Source organism: Pantoea sp. RSPAM1 (assembly GCF_038816185.1).
Taxonomy (GTDB): Bacteria; Pseudomonadota; Gammaproteobacteria; order Enterobacterales; family Enterobacteriaceae; genus Pantoea; species Pantoea ananatis.
On sequence record NZ_CP046137.1, the window covers coordinates 4,015,459 to 4,040,439 of the forward strand.

Sequence of the window (24,981 nt, forward strand, 5' to 3'; positions counted from 1 at the left end):
AAGGTAACTATAATGCCTAATGTTAATATTGATGAATTAAAAAATTTAATTTCAAATGGCGAGATAGGTGCAATAACTTTAGATACATCTATTTACATTCATCATCATTATGGATTTGAAGTTGGCATACTATCAAAACTATCACAATTCAAAAATACAGAAATTAAATTTATTGTGGTAGATATAATTCAGCATGAAACATTATCTCATCTTATTGAAGATGCTAAAAAGAACAAGACTGAAACGAAAAAAAACCTTAAAGATATCGGAAACTCGTGGGGAATTACTCCTCAACGTAGACAAGAGTTAATGGCCGAACTTTTCCTAGATGATGAGTCCGAAATATCTAAATCTCGATTTAATGAGTTTAAGGAAATGGCTGGCGCTAGAGAAATAAAATGTGCTGAGCTATCAAATCTAAGTAAAATAATAGATTTGTATTTTAATAAAATAGCACCATTTGCTGTAAAAATAGATAAAAAAAATGAGTTCCCTGACGCATTAGCCCTTTCTACGCTTGAGGTTTGGGCTGAATCCAATAATACAAAAATCTTAGCCGTATCAAAAGATAATGATTGGAAAGGATTTTGTGAAACATCACCTTTTTTATATTCCATTGATGAACTGTCTAATGCGTTAACTGCATTCCACTCGAATGCGTCAGTCAATATCATTAATGCTCTGAAAGCTTTCAATATTGATGAGCTAAATAAAGAAATAATAGAATCAATACCACATCAGCTTTATAACTTAACAGTTAATGTAGAAGCAAGTTCATCGTTCTACTATGACGTTGAATCTTCAGAGTTAACAATGGTTGATGACCAACAACAACCTATAAATGATTTTGAAAATTTCCTCTCAAACCTAAGCATTATTGATACTGAAGAAGAATCTTTCTCGATACAATATACAGTGAACTGTAACGTTGATATTGAGACTAATCTTTACTTCAATACCTGGGATGGTATTGATAAAGAATTTATTGGTATGGGGGGAGGAATCTTCAATACTTCAGAGGATATAGATATCGATATTATAATTAATTTTAACAAAGATGATAATGATATTGAAATCAATAGCATTGAAGTTATTAGTTCAAGTATAACTATCGAGCTTGGTGAGGTTGGACCAGATTGGATGAACTCTCCCGATTATTACGATTGATATAACCGATATTATTTTTTTATTAAGTGATAAACCATCAAGTCTTGAATATGTCTTGATGGTTTTTATTTTTGCACAGCCCCTACTGCAATCTCACCTTTGACAAACTCATTAATCTCGTCCGTATACTACCACACAATCTTCTTGGGGCCATGCAGATATCGAAAGTGGCTAAAGCTTCCGAGAATCACGTTCTTAATAGCATACGCACACTACGTATCAATCCTCAGCAATTTAAAGCTATGTTTACGAGGAATCGTGTTCATTAAGGGCTGGTCGTTATACCCTGTTAGCCATTCTTTATGCCCCGTTAGTGGAATAACCTGATTAATACTCTAGTTGCTAACAAGTTTGCGTGGTTATTATCGCTGATGAGGGGTAATCGTTACGGTGGACTCAGAAACACTACTTCCAGTAAAGTCCATCAGCCATCCTCGCTTAGGAGGATGGCTGATTAGTTTTATTTAATTAAACGCATATGCTAGACATTGCCCCGATTTATCTTCGCATAATCAAACGGCGTAATCGCTCTCTCCCGATTGGCATCCAGAAAATCAGCCCACCATTGCAGCATCAGTTTACGTTCATCGATAAATTCCGCCTTATGAATATATGCCGCGCGCACTGAATTACGTTCCATATGGCTCATCTGACGTTCGACCGCATCCTTGGACCATAAACCTGACTCAATCAATGAACTACAGGCCATTGTGCGGAAGCCGTGCCCGCAAACCTCAACTTTAGTGTCATAACCCATCACGCGTAGGGCACTGTTTACGGTATTTTCACTCATTGGCTTACGCGGATCATGATCGCCAATAAAAATCAGCCAATGTTCGCCACAGAACTGTTTTATTTGCTTTAAGATCGCCAGCGCCTGCTTTGAAAGCGGCACCAGATGCGGTGTACGCATCTTTGAGCCTCGCTGAGAATGTTTTACATCAGGAATAGGCTCTCGCTCAGGCGGGACGGTCCACGTTGACGTTTCAAAATCGATTTCTGACCAGCGAGCAAAACGCAGCTCACTGGATCGAATAAAGATAAGCAGGGTGAGTTCTGTTACCCAGCGGGTTAGCGGCCTGCCGGTGTAGCTGTCTATTTTCTGTAGTAACTCAGGAATGCGCTTTAATTCCAGCGCCGGACGATGTTGTCGATTACCGGAAGCAACCGCCCCAGCCATCTCTTGTGCCGGGTTATAATCAATTAACCCACTTTGCACTGCATAACGCATGATGGCCGTAGTGCGCTGTTGAAGACGGGCAATAACCTCAAGACGTCCAGACATCTCTACGGCTTTAATGGGTGCTAATAAATCGCGAGTTTTTAACTCAGCGATTTTACGCTCACCAAGCGCTGCGAAGAGATTATCTTCCAGACTTTATAGCACACGATGGGCATGATCTTCAGACCACTTTTTATTGGTGCCATGCCACTCGATCGCTACCTCTTTGAAGGTTCGAGCTTTACTCTGCTCAACCTTATCATTTTTCTTTTTGTCTCCCGGATCGACGCCATTCGCTAGCAGCTTACGCGCTTCGTCACGACGTGCTCTGGCATCCGCCAGTGTGATTTTAGGGTAAACCCCAAGTGCCAGCATCTTTTGTTTGCCGTCAAAACGGTACTGCAAACGCCAGTACTTAGAATCATTAGGGTGGACGAGAAGATTCATACCACTGCCATCAGTCAGCTTGTATTGCTTATCCGTTGGCTTGGCTGTTCTGACTTTGATATCTGTTAACGCCATGCTTATCCCCTCCCTGTTGGTACAAGCATTATCGAGCCGGAAATACCATCATCTGTACCAACATGTGTTGGTAGATGTACGTTGATGTCGGTTGACCTTGAGAGAGTTAATATAGCGGGAAAGGTAGATAAATACTGGATTTTAGACATAAAAAAAGACCTCAGTTGAGGTCCATTTACATGCTTTTGGTGCCGAAGGCCGGACTCGAACCGGCACATCTTTCGATGGTTGATTTTGAATCAACTGCGTCTACCGATTTCGCCACTTCGGCACTGAAGAGGATGCGGAAAACGTTGGCGATTATACCGTTACGTGCCCAGCAAGCAACCCAATTCCACTGTGTTGTGCGCTAAGCGGCGAAAAAACACACTGAACCGGATAAACACACGTTTTACCACCGCCAGAATCCTCCCAAACCGCCTTCCCCTCATCATTTCGTCGGAACTTTCTCATCCGCACCGCCTCTTAACAGCACGAAGCATAAAACCCAATCGAGGTCGAAATGAAAAAGCGCCATATCGCCTGCGCCCTGGCAGCTCTACTGCTGGCGGGCAATGCGTCAGCCGCAAGCTGGCAGGATCAACTGAGCAGTGCCGCCAACCAGCTCAGCCAGCAAAACAACGGTGCAGCAGGTCAGCAGAACGGCGGGCTGTCGATGTCCTCCATTACCAGCCTGCTGAACAGCAACGACAAAGCCATGAGCGCCAACAGCATGACCAATGCCGCCGGCGTGATGCAGTACTGCGTGGAACACAACGTGGTGAAAAACAACGTGCAGTCGGTAAAAGACCAGGTGCTGAGCAAGCTGGGCCTGAATACTACCGCCGCGCAGGAGCAGAAACCGGATTACACCCAGGGCGTGGCCGGGCTGCTGAATACCGGTAATGGCCAGCAGTTGAACCTGCAAAGCCTCAGCAACTCACCGATGGGCGAGAAGCTCAAAACAAAAGCCTGTGACGTGGTACTGAAACAGGGTAAAAACTTTATCTCCTGACCGCCGCCTGCCAGCCCCGCGCTGGCAGGTTTATCGCCCTTCCCTTCCGCCTGTTTACCGCCTGCCAGTGGCCCGCCCGTTGTCTGCATCATCGTGTATCGCAACACGTTAAGTCATAAGTTTTCCTTCCTAATGCGTTGAGCGCTATAGTGATGTTTTGGATTTGAACAGGACGGCACGCATGAAAGGTATCAACATCGCAATTTACTTTGATCCAGACCTGATCACAGCCTGCGTAAATGCGTCAGAAGGGAGCTATGTAAACAAAAAGTTCGAGTACGACGACGGAGTGATCGAAGAGATCTACCAGTGGCTCGAAGAGTACGATCCTAACCGCACGCATATCTGCCTGATTGAAAACGAAAGCGCTGAACTGCTGGCCGACGAACTGGTGGATAACGGTTATCACGTCCATCAGGTCACCATCCACCAGCTGCTGACCTGGTTCGCCGCCGAACCACCCAAGTCCCCGGATGGCACGCCGATGCGCCTGATGCTGCGCTATATGGCCGAAGAGCATCCGCGCGAATATGAATCCCGCACGCCGCAGACCGAAGCGTTGATGGAGATGTTCGACGAGCTGGATGCGCTGGAGATGGTGGAAGACAACGAAGACGAAGATAACCTGCCCGCCGACCTGCTGCGCAGCATGAAGAAGCATAAAATCAGCGCCAGCGATGCGGCACAGCGCCTCATCCCGGACGTGAACGAACGCATTCGCGAGCACCTGATGCAGTACCCGGAGCTGATGACGCCGGAGATCCTGCAAGACTTCTTCCCGGAGCTGCTGGAAGCGCTGGAACGGCCTAAACACTAAGCGGGATAAGGCATGCTGGAGTTAATCAAAGCAATCGGGTTGGGGCTGGTGGTGATCCTGCCGCTCGCCAACCCGCTCACCACCGTGGCGCTGTTTTTGGGCCTGGCCGGTGAGATGAATTTTCGGGAGCGCAACCGTCAGGCGCTGCAGGCGAGCATCTATGTGTTCGCCATCATGATGGTGGCCTGGTACGCGGGCAGCGCGGTGCTGCACACGTTCGGCATCTCCATTCCGGGGCTGCGCATCGCGGGTGGGCTGATCGTGGCCTTTATTGGTTTTCGGATGCTGTTTCCGGCGAAGCCAGTGGGCCATTCAGTCGAAGCCAAACACAAGCACGATGAGCTGGAAACCGCGCAGGAACCGGTGAACATCGCCTTTGTGCCGCTGGCGATGCCCAGCACCGCCGGGCCGGGGACAATCGCGATGATCATCTCCTCGGCGTCTACCGTGCGCAGCGGGGTGGATTTTCCGGCCTGGGTACTGAACGTCGCGCCGGTGCTGACGTTCCTGGTGGTGAGCGTGATTTTATGGATTTCCCTGCGCAGTTCAGGGGCGATCATGCGCCTGGTGGGCAAAGGCGGCATCGAGGCGATCTCGCGTCTGATGGGCTTTCTGCTGGTGTGCATGGGCGTGCAGTTCATTATTAACGGCGTGCTGGAAGTGATTCATAACTTCCACTGACGATCTGAGCCGCCCGCATCAGGGCGGCCTGTCACCTGAAACAACTCGGCTAAGACGAAACTGGCATAGCTCAGAACAAACCGGCATTTTGACCTGCTCTGGCGCGGGTTACAGTAGGGTTATCAATCATTAAGGATAACCGCCATGCGCAAACCGCTGCTCCTGCTAACCGCCCTTGCTCTCTCCTCTGCCGCCCACGCGGCAACGCCGAAAGATACGTTTGTGGTCGCCGTGCCGCTGGACGGCATTATCAGTTTTGACCCGGCGGAAAGCTTTGAAACCGTCAGCAACAGCAGCCTGCGTAATATCTATCAGACGTTACTGGAGCCGGATCATAACGATCCGCAGAAGCTGTCCCCTCTGGCGGCCCTGCACTGGCAGCCGGGTAAAACCCCAAACAGCCTGGTGTTTGACCTGAACCCGCAGGCGCGCTTTGCCAGCGGCAATCCGTTAACGGCAAAGGACGTGGTGTTCTCCTTCACCCGCGCGGTAAAGCTGAACAAAGCGCCCTCGTTTATCCTGAGTGAATTTGGCTGGACGCCGGAGAACATCGATCAGCAGTTCACCGTGAACAACGATCATCAGCTGGAGCTGCGCTGGCCGGCAGAGATCGGGCAGGATCTGGCCCTGCGCCTGTTGACCGCGCCGGTCTCCTCCATCGTTGACAGCAAGCTGGCGCAGTCCCATGCCGCCAGTAACGACTTCGGCAACGGCTGGCTGAAAACCCACTCGGCGGGCAGCGCAGCTTACGCAATCAAGCAGTTCGTGCCCCTGCAGGCGCTGGTGCTGGAGGCCAATCCCAACAGCACCCAGAAAGCGCACCTGAAACGGGTGCTGCTGAAAGGCGTGGCCGATCCGGGCACCCGTCGGCTGTTGATCCAGCAGGGCGATGTAGATGCGGCGTACCAGTTGGGGCCGGATCAGTTGGCCTCGCTGAAAAGCGATCCCAACGTGCACATCGCCGCCTTTCCCTCCAGCCTGATCTACTACCTGGGCTTTAACACCAAAAGCACGCAGCAGCCTGCGCTGGGCAATCCGGCCTTATGGCAGGCGGCGCGCTGGCTGGTGGACTACGACAGCCTGGCGAATCAGCTGCTGAAGGGGCAATATCGCGTGCACCAGAGCTTCCTGCCCCAGGGTTTTGACGGCGCGCTGGAAACCACACCGTTCCACTACGATGTCGAGAAGGCCAAAGCGATTTTAGCCAAAGGCGGCATTAAGCCCGGCACGCACATCGCGCTGTCGGTGGTGAATCAGCCGCCGTATATCGATATTGCCCAGGCGCTGCAGTCGAGCTTTGCGAAGGCGGATGTAAATCTGGATATCCAGCCGGTGGCGGAATCCGAGCTGTGGAGCAAGATGCGCAGCCGTCAGTTCGAATCCATCTTTACCTACTGGGGCGCGGACTACATCGACCCGAACACTAACGCCAGCACCTTTGCCTATAACGTGCCGAACGGCAGCAAAACCCTGGCCTGGCGCGTGGGCTGGGACATTCCTGAACTGAGCGCCCTGACCCGTAAAGCCGCCGGAGAAAGCGATGCCGCGAAGCGCCGGGCCGATTACGTCTCGCTGCAACAGCAGCTTCAGCAGAACTCGCCTTACGTGGTGATGCTACAGGGCGAGGTGCAGGTCGCGCTGCGCAAAAACGTGACGCACGCCCAGCAGGGGATTGGCGTCACGCTGCTGAATTTTGAAGAGGTGGAGAAGTAAATTTCCAGGCGGCAGCACGTAATCTTTACTGACGGCTGCCGCCCCGCTGGCTATGATTGACGCATGACTGACTGTTTATGAGTACTGCGCTATGACCGCTCCCCTGCTTATCGCCCAAACCCCTGACGTTCAACTGCACCTGCTGCCGCAGATGGCAAACCGCCACGGTCTGATCACCGGTGCCACAGGCACAGGCAAAACCGTGACGCTGCAAAAGCTGGCGGAATCCTTCTCCGCCATCGGCGTGCCGGTATTTATGGCGGACGTGAAAGGCGATTTAACCGGCGTGGCGATGGCAGGCCAGAGCAGTGAAAAGCTGCAGGCGCGGCTGGCCAACATCGGCGTGACCGACTGGGAGCCGCAGCGCAATCCGGTGGTGCTATGGGACATTTTCGGTGAGAAAGGCCATCCGGTGCGCGCAACCGTGTCGGATCTGGGCCCGCTGATGCTGGCGCGGCTGCTTAACCTGAACGAGGTACAGAGCGGCGTGCTGCAGATCATCTTCCGCATTGCCGACGATCAGGGCCTGCTGCTGCTGGATTTTAAAGACCTGCGCGCCATGACGCAGTACATCGGCGATAACGCGAAAAGTTTTCAGACGCAGTACGGCAATATCAACAGCGCCTCGGTGGGCGCGATTCAGCGCGGGCTGCTGGCGCTGGAAGAACAAGGCGCGGAGCACTTCTTTGGCGAGCCGATGCTGGAGATTAGCGACTGGATGCGCGTCGACAGCGACGGCAAGGGCATCATTAACATCCTGTCGGCCGAGAAGCTGTATCAGATGCCTAAGCTTTACGCGACCAGCCTGCTGTGGATGCTGTCAGAGCTGTATGAGCATCTGCCGGAAGCAGGCGATCTGGATAAACCCAAGCTGGTGTTTTTCTTTGACGAGGCGCACCTGCTGTTTAACGATGCCCCGCCGGTGCTGCTGGAGAAGATAGAACAGGTGATCCGCCTGATCCGCTCCAAAGGCGTGGGGATCTGGTTCGTGACGCAGAATCCGGCGGACATTCCGGATACGGTGCTGGGCCAGTTGGGCAACCGGGTGCAACATGCGCTGCGCGCCTTTACCCCGCGCGATCAGAAAGCAGTGAAAACCGCCGCCGAAACCCTGCGCGCCAATCCGGCCTTTACGACCGTAGAGGCGATCCAGGCGCTGGGCACCGGCGAAGCGCTGATCTCCTTTCTGGATGCCAAAGGCAGCCCGTCGGTGGTGGAACGGGCGATGGTGATCGCCCCCGGCTCGCGCATGGGGCCGGTGAACACGGACGAGCGCAACGGGCTGATCAACCATTCTCCGCTGTCGGGCAAATATGACACGGAGATCGATCGGGAATCGGCTTACGAACGTCTGCAACAGGGCGTGCAGGCCGCCAGTGACAAGGCCAATGCGCCCGAAGCCAAAGGCAACCGGGTGGCGGTTGATGACGGTATTCTGGGGGGATTAAAAGACATCCTGTTTGGCAGCACCGGTCCGCGCGGCGGCAAGCGGGATGGCGTGGTGCAAACCATGGCGAAAAGCGCGGGACGACAGATTACTAACCAGATTATTCGCGGCGTGCTGGGCAGCCTGTTTGGCGGTCGCCGTCGGTAAAATACGGTGGCAGCCAGGCTGCCACCTCAACGCTACTCGTGTTTCCAACTGGTGGACACCGGGTTGGTGACGGTGTTCTTTTCCTGGGTGTAAGTGCCGTTCTGCTGGGCAATCGCCTCGCCGGTATCGACAATCGCGTTCTGAATAAACACGTTCTGCTTATCGCCGCGCACAAAGGTCAACTGATGGAAGGCGGTTTTGTTGCCCCAGTCAGTGGACGGCAGCGAAATAAAGCGCACCGTGAAGGTCTCGTCATCGAAATCGCCCTGCATCACGTACACGCCATAATGGTTTTCCCCCTGCGAGATGATTTTATAGGTGCCGTTGTCGTAGTAATAAATTTCGGCATCGGGGAAGGGTTTTTTGTCGTACATTTTACGGTAATGCAGGACCTGCTTCATGGTGGGCTTTCCGAAGCTGACGGTCAGGTTTTTTCCATCGGCAGAGGTGGTCAGCCCTTCTGCGTGCGCGCCGATGCCACTCATAAGCATCAACTGACTTGTGGTTGCCGTTGCGATTGCTTTCACGTGAATTCTCCTGGTCTGGTTCCATGGATAGGGTGCGTCAACAAATTGAAATACCGCACAGTGCATTGCGGTTGAGCCCAGAGTAAATTGAACAATTAATGCAAATAAGCCACTCAAGAACATCCACTTTCTTAACAAATTTTCCACGACATGCGCCAGTCATGCGCTAAATCTTAGTGACAAGCGCCGGATAAAGCGTGCTATGGGTGCGCTGCTGCGAGGATAACCAATAGCAACTTTGCAGGGCATTAACGATCAGAAATGTCGCATACTTTCACCATGTCTGACATGCATCCCCATGGCTATCGCCATCATGAAACGGTAATGGCCAGCCTATCCACTGTCACGCACGCTTTTTCCCCTGCGCTTCGCATTGATAATGAGCTTAACGATATACACTGAACTGACATTTCTATGACAGTTCTGCGCTTTTTCGTACAGAAATCAGGTTGGGGTGATGTTCTCGCTGCCCGCTCAGAGGCATAAATTATGCGAATTCGCGTTGAAAGGGTCAAAACGAAGATTGATTGTACAACTTCAAAAAAGGGATTATATTCCCATTATTAAACTAAAATTGGGAATTTAGTCCCGGGGATAGGTTGATGGCAAAACGAGATTTGCACAATGTGTTGTTTCCCAGGCAACGCAAAATCCTCATGCACTTTGGTGAGGATTTGCTATTGGCGATGAAACGCCGTGGCTTCACCAAAAAATTGCTATGCGAGCGAACCGGTTTTGATCATAAGACGATAAACAAGGCCTTCGCAGGCGATCCGGGCGTTGCCATTGGCACCTATTTAAAAATCATGGCCGTGCTGGGAATGGAAAACAATTTTGCAGAAATGGCGGCTCACGATGAGGTCGGTATCAAGCTGCAAAACATTAAACTGCTGGAAGGTTCAAAATGAGTCGTGAAAGCATTGAGGTCTATGCAGACTGGCAACCCATAGAGAAGCCTTTATTGCTGGGCCATCTTTCTTACAGTGATTCCAGTCGTGGCGGTGTATTTAGCTTTTCATATGACAACGCATTTTTAACCTCTCCCCACCGTTTGCAAATCGATCCTATGCTGACGCTTCATTCAGGGGAACTTTACAACGACGAAGCAAATAAAAACTTCCGTGCTTTTCTCGATTCGTCACCCGATCGCTGGGGGCGTATTTTGATGCAGCGTCGCGCAGCGATTGAAGCACGTAAGGGTATGCGGGCGAATAGTCGACTGACTGAGCTGGATTATCTTCTGGGCGTACATGATGCTTATCGAATGGGCGGCATTCGATTCAGGAAATCAGGATGTGATGATTTTCTGGATAACAACAGTGATTTTGCCGCCCCGCCAATCGCGGCACTACAAGAATTAGAGCATGCCGCCCTGCACATTGAAAAAGTTGAAAATATTGATAGTGATGAATATTACACCTGGTTGAAAATGCTGATTTCACCGGGGTCATCATTAGGCGGAGCAAGGCCAAAGGCCTGTGTGACCGATGAGAATAACCAGTTGTGGATCGCCAAGTTTCCCAATACCACAGACACCTGTGACATCGGTGCATGGGAGATGGTGTGCCATCAGTTGGCCATCGCGGCTGGCGTTAATATGTCTCCTGCCGAAATCAGGCGGTTTTCATCAACACACCATACCTTTTTAACTCGCCGCTTCGATCGCGAGGGTGAAAAGCGGATTCATTTTTCATCGGCAATGACACAGCTTCACTACTATGATGGTGAGCAGTCGCAGGGGGCCAGTTATTTAGAAATCGCCGAATTTCTCTCCACCCAGGGCGCGCAAACAAAAGCCGATTTAGCCCAGCTATGGCGCAGAATCGTGCTGAATATTGCCGTATCGAATACTGACGACCATCTGCGCAATCACGGTTTCTTGCTCACACGGCAGGGCTGGACGTTATCACCGGCTTATGATGTAAACCCGATTGTCGGCAAGCAAGGGCTTCATCTCAATATTAATGATTCAGACAACGCGCTCGATTACCGACTCGCTTTTGAGGTAAAAGATTTCTTCAGGCTGTCACAGAGTGACGCAACGAAAATCTACGATGAGGTGCTGAGCGCGGTGAAGTCGTGGCGACATGTTGCTAAGGGCTTAGGCATTGGCCGGGCCGAGCAAGCCCTACAGGAATCGGCATTCAACGTCTGACACCATAATGGGAATTTATTCCCATTAGGTAGCGATAAATGGGATTATAGTCCTTTTTTTTCGGTGATGTACCTTACTTCCCAGCGTCAGTGCGCTGCTGGAGACCTGATTCGTTTCGGCTGCCCGCCGCCTGTTAACCCGTGATTTAACCCTGATCCGTTTCGTGCATTGAATCCTGTTTCTAATGCCGGGCACCTGAGTCACGAAAGCCGTTATCCTGGGGATAAATTTTGGTGTGATTCATCCCACTACTCATCTACTTTGTCGCAAATTTACTGCGTTAAACAAGCCCCATTCTGATCAGGGTAACACGGGCGCAAACCGGCATTTTATACTTAATCATCAGGCAAGCTGCTAAGATCAGGACATGGATAAACAACTTGAACTAAAACGGACCAAACGCCTGGCGCTCTCGCTGCTGCTGCTGGCTGCCGTCACTTTTGTCGTCACGCTGTTTCTGCCGCCCAACTTTTATGTCAGCGGTATCAAAGCCATTGCCGAAGCCGCGATGGTCGGGGCGCTGGCCGACTGGTTTGCGGTGGTGGCGCTGTTTCGCCGCGTGCCGGTGCCGTTTATTGCCCGTCATACGGCGATCATCCCGCGCAATAAAGATCGCATCGGTGAGAATCTGGGCCGCTTTGTGCAGGAAAAGTTTCTGGATACCGATTCGCTACTGAATCTGATCCGCCGTCACGATCCGTCGCAGATGCTGGCCACCTGGCTGAGCGCGCCCGGCAACGCCGATCGGGTCGGTCGCCATCTGTTGCAGGTGATGCGCGGCTTTCTTGATCTGACAGACGATGCCCGCATTCAACACTTTATGCGCCGTGCGGTGCATAAGGCGATCGACAAGGTGGATCTCAGCCAGACCGGCGCGCTGATGCTGGAAAGCCTGACCAAAAATAATCGCCATCAGGAACTGCTGGATGCCGCTGTGGATCAGCTGCTGCGGCTGCTTCATAAGCCCAGCACCCGGGAATTTATCGCCAGCCAGCTGGTGCGCTGGCTGAAGCGCGAGCATCCCATCAAGGCCAAAGTGCTGCCAACCGAGTGGCTGGGCGAGCACAGTGCCGATCTGGTGGCGAACGCGGTGGATTCCCTGCTGGATGATGTGGCGCTGGATCAGGGCCATGAGCTGCGGCTGGGCTTTAACCGCGCGATAGATCGCCTGATCGAGAAACTGAAAAACGATCCGGAGATGGCAGAGCGCGCCGAGGTGATCAAAGGCTGGCTGAAAGACGATCCCACGCTGAACCGCTATATCGGCGAACTGTGGGGCGATCTGCGCGACTGGCTGAAAGCGGATCTCAACAGCGATGATTCAAAAGTGCAGGACAAGGTCCGCCTGGCCGCGCTCTGGCTGGGCGAAACCCTGGCCGCCGATGAAGGGCTGCGCAGCTCCATGAATCAGCATCTGGAAGAGGCCGCCCGCAGCGCGGCGCCGGAATTTGCCGCCTTCCTGACGCGCCATATCAGCGACACGGTGAAAAGCTGGGATGCGCGGGAGATGTCGCAGCAGATCGAGCTGAACATCGGTAAGGACCTGCAGTTTATCCGCATCAACGGCACGCTGGTGGGTGGCACCATCGGGCTGGTGCTGTACCTGCTGTCGCAGATCCCCGCCGTGCTGCCGGTGGTGAAAGGCTGGCTGGCCTGATTTAACACTGCCCTGTTCTGCTTAATTCAACTACATGATTAAAGGGAGGTAAACATCACCTCCCTCAGGTGCGGCCCGAACGTGATTGACCTGAAGGACTTCACCATAATGTCAGGCAGTTGCAGTCGTGCGACCCTGCGCTTCAGAAATACGCGAGCGATTTCTATCCATCTCATACGCTGGCTCCTGGGGTCAGGAGCACTTACAGCCAGCGACCCTTTCCGCTGCCTGTAACAGGCTGATTAGATTGATAATGCATGATGTGCACCGCACGCAACCGTGCTGACGTAAACAAAAAACCTCGTCTCACCCTCGGGGTTTTTTGTTGTCTGCGCCAGGCGATAAACGGCGGTCAGGGCTGCTCCAGCGCCGCCTGCGCCACAGCCATAAAGTGTTTAACCCTTGCCCGATCCACATCATTCCACCAGACGCCGTCCACCTTTAGCGCGCTGGCCACAATCACGCCCTGGGTGCGTCCCAGAATCTGGCAGACATTGGCAGGCGTAACGCCCGATCCCACCAGCAGCGGTAAGGCGGTGGCGGTGCGGATCTCGTCGATTTCATCCAGCGTGGCGCTGTCGCCGGTGCGCTGGCCGGTGGCGATAACCGCATCGGCTTCAAAGAAATCAACGTCGCGGGTCAGTTCCTGGATAGAGCGGTCGGCGACTATCGCATGGCTGCCGTGTTTAACGTGGCTGTCGGCAAACACCCGAATATGTTCGGCGCGTAGCTGGCTGCGATAGCGCAGCGCTTTGGCGGCGGCCCCTTCAATAAAGCCTTCGTTGGCGATGTAGGCATTGGCCCACTGGTTGACGCGGATAAAATCCGCCCCGCCCGCCAGCGCGGTGGCAAACGCAGGCAATGCAGCGTTTGCCAGCACGTTAATGCCCAGCGGCACGCCAAAACGCTCGCGTACTTTTTCTGTAATCACCGCCATTAATGCCGGGGTTTCCGGGCCAATATCCTCGGGTTTTGAAAACGGAATATCGCCATGGTTTTCCACAATCAGACCGTGAACGCCGCCAAGAATATAATTTTCAGCATCCCGTAAGGCGCGTTCAATTATCGCGCTGACGGATTTGCCGCGATATTTTGGCGTCCCCGGAAACGGATCACAGTGAATCACGCCAATAACGGCTTTTGGGCGGGAAAATATCGCTTGTATTGCATCATTTTTTTCTGCTGATATAGCAACCATCGCTTTTTTATCCTGTTCAGGAAAACACTATGCGTGTTTATGTGGCTGGTAATATTACTGTCGATGAAACCTGGTCTGTGACGGATATTCCGGCTAAGGGCGCTTCTGTGCATGGTTATCACCGTTCGCAGGATATCGGCGGTAAAGGCGCGAATCAGGCCATCGTATTATCCCGCTGCGGCATCGAAACGGTTTTACTTGCCGCGACCGGTCACGACAGCAAAGGAAACTGGATCCGTCAGCAGCTGATGAACGAGCCGGTGACATTACTGCCCGCGCAGCCTGTTGCAACCCTGAGCGATACCTCGCTTATTTTAAACAGCGCCGATGGCGATAACGCCATTATTACCAGTACAGCGGCGGCTGAGGCGCTGGCTGTCTCGACGCTCAGTCACCACCTTGCTGGCGCGCATCCGGGCGATCTGCTGGTGCAGCAGGGCAATTTCACGCCCGAGAAAACCCACGCACTGTTCAGCCTGGCGAAATCCCTGGGCCTGACCACCGTCTTTAATCCCTCGCCGGTGCATGCGGGTTTTCGCGCGTGCTGGCCGCTGGTGGATATTGCGGTGGTGAATCAGCATGAAGCCCAACAGTTACCGCCCAGCGAGGTTAAAACGTTAGTGATTACTCACGGCAGCGCCGGGGCCTGGCTGATTCAGGACGACCGCCGCGAGTTTTGCTCTGCCACGCCCGTTGAGGCGGTGGATACCACGGGTGCAGGCGATACCTTTCTGGCCGTGATGCTGGCGTCCGCACTCCTCCGTGAAGGCGAGATTGATAAGTTAGCACTTACTCACGCCAGCAAGGCTGCCGCACTGACCGTTAGTCGGCATGGCACCCGCCAGGCCTTCCCCACCTCAGAGGAACTCGCCGCGCTGCTCCAGGCAGGCGGCGAGTCAGCAGCTACTTAAACATCGCGCGGTAGCTGTCCACGTTGGCTTTGGTGACCACCGTCGCCGGTACCAGAATGGTTTTCGACACGGTTTTGCCGGACGTCACCGCGTTCAGGGCTTTGACCGCCTCTTCACCCATTTTTTTCGGGTCCTGCTGCAGGACGGCGGTGACATATCCGCCATCAATGCCGCTGATGGCTTTAGAGGTCAGATCCCAGCCAAAGACTTTGATGTCTTTCTGCCGCCCCTGGTTCTCTACGGCCGCAATCGCACCCAGTAACGCCGGTTCACCCGTGGCATAGATGGCCGTCAGGTCCGGGTTGCCGGTGATCAGGTTCTCTGCTGCCGTCATCGCGGTGTCCTGCACGTTCTGGCCATCCACCACATCCGCGACGGTAATGCCAGCATTGCTCTTGAGGGTTTCTTCAAAGCCTTTCTGACGCTGATTCTGCACGGCTGAGTTCAGCGCGCCCACAATGCCCAGCCGCGCTTTGCCGCCCATATTTTTCGCCACGTAATCGACAAAATATTTACCAATAATCTTACCGCCTTCGAGGTTATCCACGCCCACCTGTGCCGCCTGTGGGCCCGCCGGTAATACCGCATCAATCGCAATCACCGGTATTTTGGCGGCGGCCGCTTCTTTAATCGCAGGCATAATGCCGTTGACGTCAATCGCGTCCACCATAATGCCCTTCACGCCCTGCTGAATATAATTTTCGATCGCGTCGTTTTGCGATACGGGATTATCGTTGGCGTTGAAGATCACTAAATTTTTACCGCTGGCTTTCGCTGCCTCCTGTGCGCCCTGATTCATCTGATTAAAGAACAGGGCCTGCTGGTTGATCTGTACCAGCGCATAAGTCGGTGCTGCATGAGCCAAAGTAAAAAACGAACCCGCTGCCAGTAAGCCCGTTGCCAGCGCAACAGAACGCAGTTTTCTGGTGTTAAATGCCATCATCTTAAAATTCCTCGTCGGGAATGTGCGATAACCAGTCGATCTCCGCATCGAAATGCAGAGGGATTATTGTTGGCGGGCAAATATCGTGTGAATGGCTTATTCAGCCTGAACCTGAATAACCGCGTTTCTGCTCACTGTCCATTATGGTGAACACCTGAAACGGGCTAAGCCAGTGTGGGAGGGACTCCCGGGCCATGCGGTAAACTGTCTCTACCATTCTCTTCTGCTCAGATTTTGTCAAGCGATTATTTTATCGCCAGGGGCGGCGCAAAAATACTGTATCCGGCGCGCGTAACTGTGTTACAGATAGCCGATTCTGGGCAAGATGGCTGTGGATATGATTAAAAAACGGGTGCTGTTATCCGACGTAGCGACGCTGGCCGGGCTGTCAAAAGCAACCGTATCCCGCTATATGAATCAAAGCATTTTGCTGCCGCAGGAGACGATCGACCGGATTGAAGCGGCGATTCGCCAGCTGGATTATCGCGGCAACAGCCTGGCGCGCCGCCTGAGCAAAGGCGGCAGCGAAACCTTAGGGCTGGTCCTGCCCGATATTACTAACCCCTTCTTTGCCGAACTGGCGGACGCGGCGGAAGAAGCCGCTTCGGCCTGTGGCTATAGCCTTGTGCTCTGCATCACCCGCAACCATCCCGGCAAGGAAAGCCAGTTTATCCGCTGGCTGGATACCTGCCAGGTCGATGGTTTGCTGTTTACCACCAACCACCCGGATAACGGGCTGCTGCGTAAGGAAATTAACCGTCACCAGCGTATTGTGCTGCTGGATGAAGATATTCCCGGCAGCAAGGTGCCAAAGGTGTTCGCCGATAACGTGCAGGGCGGGCGCATTGCTACCGAAAAACTGATTGCCGCCGGTCATCGTCACATCGCGTTTGTTGGCGGGCCGGACGAGCTGATGAGCGTGCGCGAACGCTATCAGGGCTTCTGCACCGCCATGGCGCAGGCGGGCCTGACCGTGCCGCCTGAATGGGTGATGTACGGCGAATACCAGCGTGAGTTTGGCGAACAGGCGCTTCAACACCTGTTCAGCCGGCCGCACCGCCCAACCGCCGTGTTTGCCGCCAGTGACTACCTGGTGCTGGGACTGCTGGATGGCCTGCGCGCACGCGGGTTACAGGCTCCCGAGGCGCTGTCGCTGGTGGGCTTTGATGACGCCACCTATGCCGACTTTACCCAACCCCGCATTTCCACCATCCGCCAGCCCGCCCGGGAACTGGGCCGCACGGCGGTTCACATTATGCTGCGCATCCTGAATGACGAACCCGATATTCCCTCCGAAACCCGTCTTGCGGTGGAATGGGTGGCGCGCGATTCGATACAAATGTGTTAACAGCGTCCCAAAATGGCGCAAAAGCGCACAACTTTAGCGCAAATAACGCGCATTTTAATTTCAGAGCGTTATAGTAGGTAAACCGGTTTACTAAAAGTTAACATTTAAACGTGTTTAAAAACAACGTGTTAAACCGGATGTGTAATGCCTGTGTTGCAGGCTGGCACGGATGCTGCAATGACGTATCTGGCAAGCAAATATCGTTACAGCGGTTGTTCAGAGATTACGTATGAAGGCTTTATCTGGCAGGTAAACCGGTTTACAAGGGCGTAAACCGTGCACGATAAAGTTTTTTTATCTCTGTTCAGCTTTTCCCGTTAGTGGTGATGGGAGTTATCGAATGCAGCAATCACAAACTGCCCCGGCACGGGTAGAGATGGTGAATATAACCAAAACCTACGGCGCGATACGTTCCCTGCGCGGCGTGAACTTACAGCTGGCGCCTGGCGAAGTGCTGGGCCTGGTGGGCGATAACGGCGCGGGCAAGTCCACGCTGACCAAAGTGCTGTCTGGCGCGGTGGTGCCCACCAGCGGCACGATCCGCATTGACGGTGAAGAGCAGCAGTTCAGCAATCCGGCGGATTCCCGCCGCTGCCATATCGAAATGGTTTATCAGGACCTGTCGCTGTGCGACACCGTGGATGTGGCGGGCAACCTGTTTATGGGACGCGAGCCGATGAAGTCCATTCTCGGCATTCCGTTTCTGGACGAAGAGAAAATGCATGCGGATGCGCGAGAGATGCTGAAAGGCCTGGGCATTTCAATCCCCGACACGCGCTTACTGGTGCGTAATCTCTCCGGCGGGCAGCGCCAGGCGATTGCCATCGCGCGCGCCGCCGCCTTCGATCCCAAAGTGCTGATTATGGATGAACCCACCGCCGCGCTGGCCGTGGCCGAGGTGGAAGCGGTGCTGGAGCTGATTCGTCGGGTCTCAGCGCGCGGCGTGAGCGTCATCCTGATCACCCATCGCCTGCAAGATCTGTTCCTGGTGTGCGATCGCATCATGGTGATGTACGAAGGCACCAACGTGGCAGACCGCCGGGTGGCGGACACCGATCTGGGCGAAATTGTGAATTTGATCGTGGGCGAAAAATTTGTCGCCCGCTCTGCGGCGACGCACTGAGCGAGGTAACAGGATGACTATTATGAATCTGAGCGGTTCCCGTATGGCCCAACACTCGTTGCCGCGTCGCCTGCTGCACAATCACTCTGGCGTGGTCAGCATCGCGCTGTTCTTTGTGTTCTGCTGCGTGGTGTTCTCCCTGATCACCGGCAACTTTCTCAGCAGTGCTAACTGGCTCAATATCATTCGCCAGAGCGCGCCGCTGCTGATCGTCGCCACGGCGATGACCCTGGTGATCACCACGGGTGGGATCGATCTTTCGGTGGGATCAACGCTGGCGCTGGTCGGTGCGCTGTCGGCGATTGCGCTGAACAACTGGGGACTGCCCTGGCCGGTGGTGTTGCTGGGCGGCCTGCTGCTGGGCGCGCTGGTGGGCGCTATCAACGGCTTCTTTATCGCCTATGAGGGCATTCCGGCCTTTATCGTCACGCTTGCCACCTTAGCCGTGGTGCGCGGGATCGCGCTGCTGATTACTCAGGGCTATTCCATTCCCATTCCTGCCGACAGCCTGTTTGCCTTTATGGGGCGCGCGAAAGTGCTGGGCGTGCCGATGCCGGCGCTGATCGGCATTGTGGTGCTGATTGTCGGTCATATCGTGCTTAATCACATGCGTTTTGGTCGCTATGTCACGGCGATTGGCGCGAATGCCGAAGGCGCACGTCGCAGCGGCATTAACACCAAGGCTGTGACCATGAAGGTTTACATCCTCAGCGGCATGGCGGCGGCGCTGGCGGGCATGATTATTACCGCCCGTCTGGGCAGCGGCTCCTCTAACCAGGGCGAAGGCTTCGAGCTGCAGGTCATCGCAGCGGTGGTGCTGGGCAGTACCAGCCTGTTTGGCGGCTTCGGCACCATCATCGGCACACTGCTCGGCGCGCTGTCGATTGCCATTATTCAGAACGGCCTGATTTTGTCGCACATCTCGCCGTTTTACACGCAGATCGCCACCGGTACGATTATTTTGCTGGCGATTTGGCTGAATACCCGCATTCTCAACCCGACGCGATCGGCGGCGAAAGGATAGCTGATGAAACACTCTATTTTTCGTCATCCCGATCCGCTGCCGTTGGGCATCAACAGCGGTTATGTGATGACCGTGCTGGGCCCGCTGCCGGTGAGCGAAATGGGCGTGACGCTGATGCACGAACATATCCTGCTGGATGCCTCTGGCAAATGGGTGCCGCCCTGCTGCTGTGGCGATCGTCATCTGGCGGAAATGCCGGTAAGCATGGAAAACCTGGGCGAGTTGTCGCTTAACCCGTTAATCAGCCGCGATAACTGCCAGCTGTTCGATGTGGATCTGGCGATTGAGGAGCTGATGAAGTTCCGGGCGCTGGGCGGTGACACGGTAGTCGATCCTACCAATATCGGCATCGGTCGCGATCCCAAAGCGTTGCAGCGCATCGCCCGCCTGACCGGGCTCAATATCATTATGAGCACCGGCCTGTACCTGGAGCCTTCACATCCGGAATGGGTGAAAACCATTAGCGTCGAGGCGTTAGCTGACAAGCTGATTTACGACCTGGGCGGCCGGGAAGAAAAACCCGAGGTACTCGCCGGGTTGATCGGAGAGATCGGCGTCTCCAGCCGCTTCACCGCCAGCGAGGAGAAATCCCTGCGGGCGGCGGGCCGGGCCAGTGCCGCGACACACGTGCCCATTGAGGTGCATCTGCCCGGTTGGGAGCGGCTGGGGCACAAGGTGCTGGATATCCTGCAAGAAGAAGGGGCCGATCTGCGCCACGTGGTGCTGTGCCACATGAATCCCAGCTTTGCCGACAAGCGCTATCAGCGTGAGCTGGCCCAGCGCGGTGCGTATCTGGAGTACGACATGATCGGCATGAGCTATTACTACGCCGACGAGTCCGCGCAGTCACCGTCCGATGAAGAGAATGCCCGTGCCATTCGCGAGCTGATCGATGACGGCTTTATTGAGCAGATTCTGCTGTCCCAGGACGTGTTCCTGAAAACCATGCTGACCCGCTACGGCGGTCACGGCTATGGCTACATCCTTAAACATTTTGTTCCGCGCCTGAAACGCCACGGCGTAAGCGGCGAACAACTTGAAACCTTACTGATTGCTAACCCACAGCGCGTTTTTGGTGGGTAAGGGAGAAGCGTAATGCAGAAGAAAATTTTACTGGTCGGGGAATCCTGGACCAGCACGTCCGTTCACGTGAAAGGCTTCGATCAGTTTGCCACCGCCACCTGGCACAATGGCGCGACTGACTTTATGGCGGCGCTGGCCGACAGTGATTATGCCATTACCTACATGCCCGCCCATGCCGCCGCCACCGACTTCCCGCTGACGCTGGACGGGCTAAAACAGTGGGATGCGATTATTCTGTCGGATATCGGCGCCAATACCTTGCTGCTGCACCCGGATACCTGGCTGAAGAGCCAGCGCACGGCGAACCGTCTGACGCTGATCCACGACTATGTAGCCGCGGGCGGTGCCTTGATGATGATTGGCGGCTACTTCAGTTTTCAGGGCATCAACGGCGGCGCGCGCTATCGCAACACGGCGGTCGAGAAAGTGCTGCCGGTACGCTGCCTGGCCTGTGATGACCGCATCGAAACGCCCGAAGGTTCTTATCCGAACGTCACCGAATCTCACGCGCTGTTTAGCGACATGCCCGATGAGTGGCCGTGGTTACTGGGCTACAACGAAGTGGAAATGCACCCCGAAGGTAAACTGCTGGCGACCGTTGCCGGCACTGGCCATCCGCTGCTGGCGGTGCGCGAATATCAGCAGGGCCGATCGCTGGTCTGGACCAGCGATATGTCTGCCCACTGGCTGCCGCAGGAATTTGCTCAGTGGCCGGGTTATCGCCAGCTGTGGATCAACTGTCTTGACTGGTTAACGGTTCGTCACTGATGGCCCTTACCCGCACGGCGGATCTGGCGTTACAGCTGATCCGCTTTGATACCCTCAATCCACCGGGTAACGAAGCCGCCTGTATGAGGTTTTTTGCCCACTGGCTGGAGGAAAACGGCTTCCAGGTCACGCTGTCATCCTTCGGTGAAGGACGCCATAACCTGATAGCCCGCCTGCGCGGCGAGCAGGCCGGCCCTGCACTGGCCTTCACCGGGCATCTGGATACGGTGCCGCTCGGTAACGCCGACTGGCAGCACAGTCCCTTTGGCGAGATCGTGGGCGATCGGCTCTATGGCCGGGGATCGAGCGATATGAAAGCGGCCGTTGCCGCCTTTGCCGTCGCCTGCGTTACGCACCAGCAGGCCCTTCGCCAGGGCCCGGGCGTGGTGCTACTGATCACCGGCGGTGAGGAAACCGGCTGCGACGGCGCGCGGGCGCTAATCGATACTGCTGACCTGCCCGAGGTGGGCGCGCTGATCGTTGGCGAGCCCACCGCCAACTATCCGGTTATCGGCCACAAAGGCGCACTGTGGCTGCGCTGTGAAACCCGCGGTAAAACCGCCCACGGCGCGATGCCAGAGCTGGGCATCAATGCCATTTATCTGGCGGCAGAGGCACTGGGTAAAATTCAGCATTTCTCCCCCGGCGCGCCGCATCCGCTGATGAAGCAGCCAACGATCAACGTCGGGCGCATCACAGGCGGCCTGAACATCAACTCCGTGCCTGACCGCACGCAGTTTGATGTGGATATCCGCAGCGCGCCCAATCTTCAGCACGCCACCATTCGTCAGCAACTCAACACCTTACTGGGCGAAAGTGTGACGATATCTACGCTGGTCGACCTGCCAGCGGTGCTCAGTGAAGGCGATCACGCATGGATTCAGGGGGTTTATCAACGCTGCCAGCCATTGCACGATGCGTCCCTGATGCCGCGCATTGTGCCCTACTTTACCGATGCGTCCTTGCTGCTGCCCGCGCTGGGCAATCCGCCCTGCATTATCCTCGGCCCTGGCGAGCCGTCGATGGCGCACCAGACCGATGAATACTGTCTGCTGAGCCGGTTAGCGGAAGCCGAGACGCTATATGGTGCGTTGATCAGGGATTGGGGCACGTAAGTTCAGGTCTTAACAGCTCACACTTTTACGAAACTCACGCTGACCGCCTCAATGAAATGAAAAAAAGGCCGCATTGCGCGGCCTTTCTGGTTTTCAGCGTCTATCGCCGTTTTATCAGCATAAACAGACTGATGGCAAAGAAGGCGAAGCTCGGCAGTATCGCGCCGAAAATCGGCGGCAAACCATACACCAGGCTGAGCGGGCCAAAAATCTGGTCCAGTACGTAGAACAGGAAGCCGAAGCTGATGCCGGTGACCACGCGCACGCCCATGGATACGCTACGCAGCGGACCAAAGATAAACGACAGCGCCATCAGCATCATGACCGCGACCGACAGCGGCTGGAAGATTTTGCTCCACATGTTCAGCAGGTAACGGCCAGATTCCTGACCACTCTGCTTCAGGTATTTGCTGTAATCATAGAGGCCGGTAATCGACAACGCATCCGGATCCAGCGCCACCACGCCCAGTTTGTCTGGGGTCAGGCTGGTTTTCCACTCGCCAGTCAGGCTTTGTGAGCCGGTGATTTGTTTCGGATCGGTCAGATTCGATTCATCCACCTGAGACAGCACCCACAACTTCTTGTCTTTATCCCATTTCGCCATTGCGGCATAGCGGACGCTCTGTAAGCGGCGATCGTCAGTGAAGTTGTAAATGCTGACGCCGTCAATTTCATCGTCACCTTTAACACGTTCAATGTAGATAAAGTTGTTGCCGTCTTTGGCCCACAAACCGCTTTGCGTCGACACCAGCGCGCCACCATAAAGCTGCTGCGCACGGAAGTTTCGCGCCATCTGCTCGCCCTGAGGGGCAACAAACTCGCCGATAGCCATGGTCAGCAGCACCAGCGGAATCGCCGTTTTCATCACCGACAGTGCCACCTGCATGCGGGTAAAGCCCGCCGCCTGCATCACCACCAGTTCACTGCGCTGCGCCAGCGTTCCCAACCCCAGCAAGGCGCCTAACAGGGCCGCCATTGGGAAGAAGATTTCGATGTCTTTTGGCACACTCAGCAAGGTGTAATAACCGGCATCCAGCGCGCTGTAGGCACCCTGGCCGGTTTTACGTAGCTGATCGACGAACTTGATAATGCCGGACAGCGAGACCAGCATAAACAGCGTCATCAGGATGGTATTAAATATCGTTTTACCGATATAACGATCGAGAACGCGAAACATCAGACCGATCCTCCGCGTGTAAAGCGCGCACGAATTCGACGCATCGGCACGGTATCCCACAGGTTAAGCACGATCGCTAACGCCAGATAACTGATATTCACCACCCACATCCAGATCGCCGGATCGAGACGGCCTTTCGCCCCGCTTGAGCGCAGCGAACTCTGCAGCAGGAAGAAAATCAGGTACAGCAGCATCGCGGGCAGCATAGAGAGCACGCGTCCCTGACGCGGGTTAACCACGCTGAGTGGCACCACCATCAATGCCATAATCAGCACGGAAAAGACCAGCGTAATACGCCAGTGAAGTTCAGCCTTAAACTCAGGCGTGTTGTTCGATAACAGCGTGGCAAACGTGGCCTGGTCTACATCGTTAGGATCCAGCGTGGCCTGCTTATAACCTACGTAAGCCTGGTAGTTAGTGAAGTCGGTGATGCGGAAATCACGCAGCAACGCCGTTCCCTCGAAGCGCGTGCCTTTATCCAGGGTCACAATCTGTGATCCGTCCTTCTTTTGTTCCATATGGCCGCTGTCAGCCAGCACCACGGAAGGCCGCGCATTCCCTTTTGGCCGCAGCTGCGCCAGGAAGACATGGCCAAAATTGCTGCCCTTAACGTCTTCAACAAACAGTACGGTGTTGCCATCGCTGGATGTCTGGAACTTCCCGGCAGCCATTGCCGCTGCGCCAGGGTTCGCTTTGGCGTTTTGCGTGACCTGTTCCTGATAGCGCGACGACCAGGGGCCAAGCCAGATGACGTTAACCGCAGCCACTACCGAGGTGAGCAGCATCAGCACCATCGCCGCTTTGACCAGCACCGCTTTACTCAGGCCGCAGGCATGCATAACGGTAATTTCACTTTCCGTATACAGCCGCCCGAGCGTCATTAAAATCGCCAGAAACAGGCTTAGGGGCAAAATAAGTTGCGCCATTTCAGGCACGCCGAGTCCTAACAGTGTCAGAACAAGGTTTGTCGGCACTTCGCCATCCACCGCAGCCCCTAAAATCCTCACCAACTTCTGACAGAAGAAGATCAACAGCAGGATAAACAGGATAGCCAGCTGGCTTTTGAGCGTTTCCCGAACCAGATATCTAATAATGATCACGCTTAATACGCCTGTGAAAACTTGTCTTTTTGCAGGAAAATCGCTAATTTCAACGCTTATTAGCCATTTTTCTTCATAAATGGCCGTCGTCGACGCTAAAAATGTATGGTAATCGCGTTGGGGTGGTGAAAAAACAACATCT

Annotated in this window: 21 protein-coding genes, 1 tRNA gene and 1 pseudogene; 16 read left to right on the plus strand and 7 right to left on the minus strand. The window is 54.3% G+C overall.

The window, feature by feature from the left end:
- Positions 1–12 precede the first annotated feature (12 nt).
- Entirely contained in the window at positions 13–1,167 is a 1,155-nt protein-coding gene (locus tag GKC68_RS19310; RefSeq protein ID WP_342656428.1) for a PIN domain-containing protein, read from the plus strand.
- 481 nt (positions 1,168–1,648) lie between these two features.
- On the opposite strand, the pseudogene GKC68_RS19315 reads toward GKC68_RS19310, so the two are convergent.
- Positions 1,649–2,911: pseudogene (locus tag GKC68_RS19315) on the minus strand (integrase arm-type DNA-binding domain-containing protein).
- 186 nt (positions 2,912–3,097) lie between these two features.
- A tRNA-Leu gene (locus tag GKC68_RS19320) sits at positions 3,098–3,182 on the minus strand.
- Between the two features lie 231 nt (positions 3,183–3,413).
- Between GKC68_RS19320 and GKC68_RS19325 the strand changes: the two genes are divergently transcribed.
- The 5 genes from GKC68_RS19325 (at position 3,414) to GKC68_RS19345 (ending at position 8,710) form a co-directional block, all read left to right on the plus strand.
- Positions 3,414–3,905: a DUF2501 domain-containing protein gene (locus tag GKC68_RS19325; RefSeq protein ID WP_006121821.1), complete on the plus strand. Its 492-nt coding sequence runs from the start codon at positions 3,414–3,416 to the stop codon at positions 3,903–3,905.
- Positions 3,906–4,086: 181 nt separating this feature from the next.
- The gene (locus tag GKC68_RS19330; RefSeq protein WP_006121820.1) at positions 4,087–4,722 is read left to right on the plus strand and encodes a hypothetical protein; all 636 of its coding nucleotides are present in this window, start codon (positions 4,087–4,089) and stop codon (positions 4,720–4,722) included.
- A 12-nt stretch (positions 4,723–4,734) separates the two neighbouring features.
- Positions 4,735–5,403 carry a MarC family NAAT transporter gene (locus tag GKC68_RS19335; RefSeq protein ID WP_028723026.1) on the plus strand — a complete coding sequence of 223 codons (669 nt, stop codon included), beginning with the start codon at positions 4,735–4,737 and terminating at the stop codon, positions 5,401–5,403.
- 144 nt (positions 5,404–5,547) lie between these two features.
- A complete protein-coding gene (locus GKC68_RS19340) occupies positions 5,548–7,116 on the plus strand; it encodes an ABC transporter substrate-binding protein (protein ID WP_342656429.1) in 1,569 nt (522 codons plus the stop codon).
- Positions 7,117–7,207: 91 nt separating this feature from the next.
- Positions 7,208–8,710 carry a helicase HerA-like C-terminal domain-containing protein gene (locus tag GKC68_RS19345; protein ID WP_263793469.1) on the plus strand — a complete coding sequence of 501 codons (1,503 nt, stop codon included), beginning with the start codon at positions 7,208–7,210 and terminating at the stop codon, positions 8,708–8,710.
- A 32-nt stretch (positions 8,711–8,742) separates the two neighbouring features.
- Here GKC68_RS19345 and GKC68_RS19350 read toward each other — a convergent pair whose 3' ends face one another.
- Positions 8,743–9,237, minus strand: coding sequence for a hypothetical protein (locus GKC68_RS19350; RefSeq protein WP_264214900.1), 495 nt, complete (start codon positions 9,235–9,237; stop codon positions 8,743–8,745).
- 602 nt (positions 9,238–9,839) lie between these two features.
- On the opposite strand from GKC68_RS19350, the gene GKC68_RS19355 reads away from it, so the two are divergent.
- From GKC68_RS19355 to GKC68_RS19365, 3 genes are all read left to right on the plus strand, one after another.
- Entirely contained in the window at positions 9,840–10,145 is a 306-nt protein-coding gene (locus GKC68_RS19355) for a helix-turn-helix domain-containing protein (protein ID WP_014606711.1), read from the plus strand.
- Entirely contained in the window at positions 10,142–11,392 is a 1,251-nt protein-coding gene (locus tag GKC68_RS19360) for a type II toxin-antitoxin system HipA family toxin (protein ID WP_058706446.1), read from the plus strand. Before GKC68_RS19355 ends, GKC68_RS19360 begins: the two co-directional genes overlap by 4 nt.
- Before the next feature lie 367 nt (positions 11,393–11,759).
- Positions 11,760–13,049, plus strand: coding sequence for a DUF445 domain-containing protein (locus GKC68_RS19365; protein ID WP_064366321.1), 1,290 nt, complete (start codon positions 11,760–11,762; stop codon positions 13,047–13,049).
- Between the two features lie 352 nt (positions 13,050–13,401).
- On the opposite strand, the gene GKC68_RS19370 is transcribed toward GKC68_RS19365, so the two are convergent.
- Positions 13,402–14,247 carry a BtpA/SgcQ family protein gene (locus GKC68_RS19370; RefSeq protein ID WP_064366320.1) on the minus strand — a complete coding sequence of 282 codons (846 nt, stop codon included), beginning with the start codon at positions 14,245–14,247 and terminating at the stop codon, positions 13,402–13,404.
- 29 nt (positions 14,248–14,276) lie between these two features.
- Here GKC68_RS19370 and GKC68_RS19375 point away from each other — a divergent pair, with 29 nt between their 5' ends.
- Positions 14,277–15,158 (plus strand): PfkB family carbohydrate kinase, encoded by an 882-nt coding sequence (locus tag GKC68_RS19375; protein WP_342656430.1) that lies wholly within the window; start codon positions 14,277–14,279, stop codon positions 15,156–15,158.
- Here GKC68_RS19375 and GKC68_RS19380 read toward each other — a convergent pair.
- Complete coding sequence (locus GKC68_RS19380; RefSeq protein WP_028723034.1) at positions 15,151–16,101, minus strand: substrate-binding domain-containing protein; 951 nt, start codon at positions 16,099–16,101, stop codon at positions 15,151–15,153. The genes GKC68_RS19375 and GKC68_RS19380 overlap by 8 nt on opposite strands.
- A gap of 325 nt (positions 16,102–16,426) precedes the next feature.
- Between GKC68_RS19380 and GKC68_RS19385 the strand changes: the two genes are divergently transcribed.
- From GKC68_RS19385 to GKC68_RS19410, 6 genes are all read left to right on the plus strand, one after another.
- The gene (locus GKC68_RS19385; RefSeq protein ID WP_342656431.1) at positions 16,427–17,449 is read left to right on the plus strand and encodes a LacI family DNA-binding transcriptional regulator; all 1,023 of its coding nucleotides are present in this window, start codon (positions 16,427–16,429) and stop codon (positions 17,447–17,449) included.
- A gap of 376 nt (positions 17,450–17,825) precedes the next feature.
- Positions 17,826–18,572: an ATP-binding cassette domain-containing protein gene (locus GKC68_RS19390; RefSeq protein WP_020693768.1), complete on the plus strand. Its 747-nt coding sequence runs from the start codon at positions 17,826–17,828 to the stop codon at positions 18,570–18,572.
- Positions 18,573–18,594: 22 nt separating this feature from the next.
- On the plus strand, positions 18,595–19,596 hold the full coding sequence (locus tag GKC68_RS19395) for an ABC transporter permease (protein ID WP_028723036.1): 1,002 nt from the start codon (positions 18,595–18,597) through the stop codon (positions 19,594–19,596).
- Positions 19,597–19,599: 3 nt separating this feature from the next.
- Complete coding sequence (locus GKC68_RS19400) at positions 19,600–20,679, plus strand: phosphotriesterase-related protein (RefSeq protein ID WP_342656432.1); 1,080 nt, start codon at positions 19,600–19,602, stop codon at positions 20,677–20,679.
- Between the two features lie 12 nt (positions 20,680–20,691).
- Positions 20,692–21,447 (plus strand): glutamine amidotransferase, encoded by a 756-nt coding sequence (locus tag GKC68_RS19405; RefSeq protein ID WP_110956610.1) that lies wholly within the window; start codon positions 20,692–20,694, stop codon positions 21,445–21,447.
- Positions 21,447–22,562 carry a M20 family metallopeptidase gene (locus GKC68_RS19410; RefSeq protein WP_110956609.1) on the plus strand — a complete coding sequence of 372 codons (1,116 nt, stop codon included), beginning with the start codon at positions 21,447–21,449 and terminating at the stop codon, positions 22,560–22,562. The genes GKC68_RS19405 and GKC68_RS19410 overlap by 1 nt, the downstream gene beginning before the upstream one ends.
- Positions 22,563–22,662: 100 nt before the next feature.
- Here GKC68_RS19410 and lptG read toward each other — a convergent pair whose 3' ends face one another.
- On the minus strand, positions 22,663–23,739 hold the full coding sequence (lptG, locus tag GKC68_RS19415) for an LPS export ABC transporter permease LptG (protein WP_028723040.1): 1,077 nt from the start codon (positions 23,737–23,739) through the stop codon (positions 22,663–22,665).
- Entirely contained in the window at positions 23,739–24,839 is a 1,101-nt protein-coding gene (gene lptF, locus GKC68_RS19420) for an LPS export ABC transporter permease LptF (protein WP_028723041.1), read from the minus strand. The genes lptG and lptF overlap by 1 nt, the downstream gene beginning before the upstream one ends.
- Positions 24,840–24,981: the final 142 nt, after the last annotated feature.